1 protein-coding gene is annotated in these 288 nt (G+C 42.0%); it reads left to right on the top strand.

Annotation, left to right across the window (positions count from 1 at the left end; genetic code table 11):
• On the top strand, nucleotides 1–288 hold a 288-nt coding region (locus tag PZE06_RS28995), incomplete at both ends, for an HAD family hydrolase (RefSeq protein WP_275792537.1).

Raw genomic sequence — 288 nt, 5'->3', positions numbered from 1 at the left:
GGTTACGCTCTTAATCATCCCTTGTCCACATGCTTTCGGCCTAGCAACACCATTGGTTACAGCGCGTTCAACAACTATCGCACCTAAAAAAGGTCTGTTAATTCGTAACCGTATTGCATTTGAAGGTGCATATCAAGTAGACCGGATTGTATTTGATAAAACGGGAACCTTAACTGAGGGAAATTTCGGTGTGACATATGTTTATCCAAGCAAAGGTGTAAGTGAAGAAGAACTTTTAACCTTAGCCTACTCCGTTGAGACTCAATCTGACCATCCCATTGCAAATGG

The sequence above is a fragment of the Robertmurraya sp. DFI.2.37 genome (assembly GCF_029211245.1).
GTDB lineage: Bacteria > Bacillota > Bacilli > Bacillales > Cytobacillaceae > Robertmurraya > Robertmurraya methanolica_A.
This window is presented reverse-complemented; position numbering and strand designations above follow the sequence as displayed.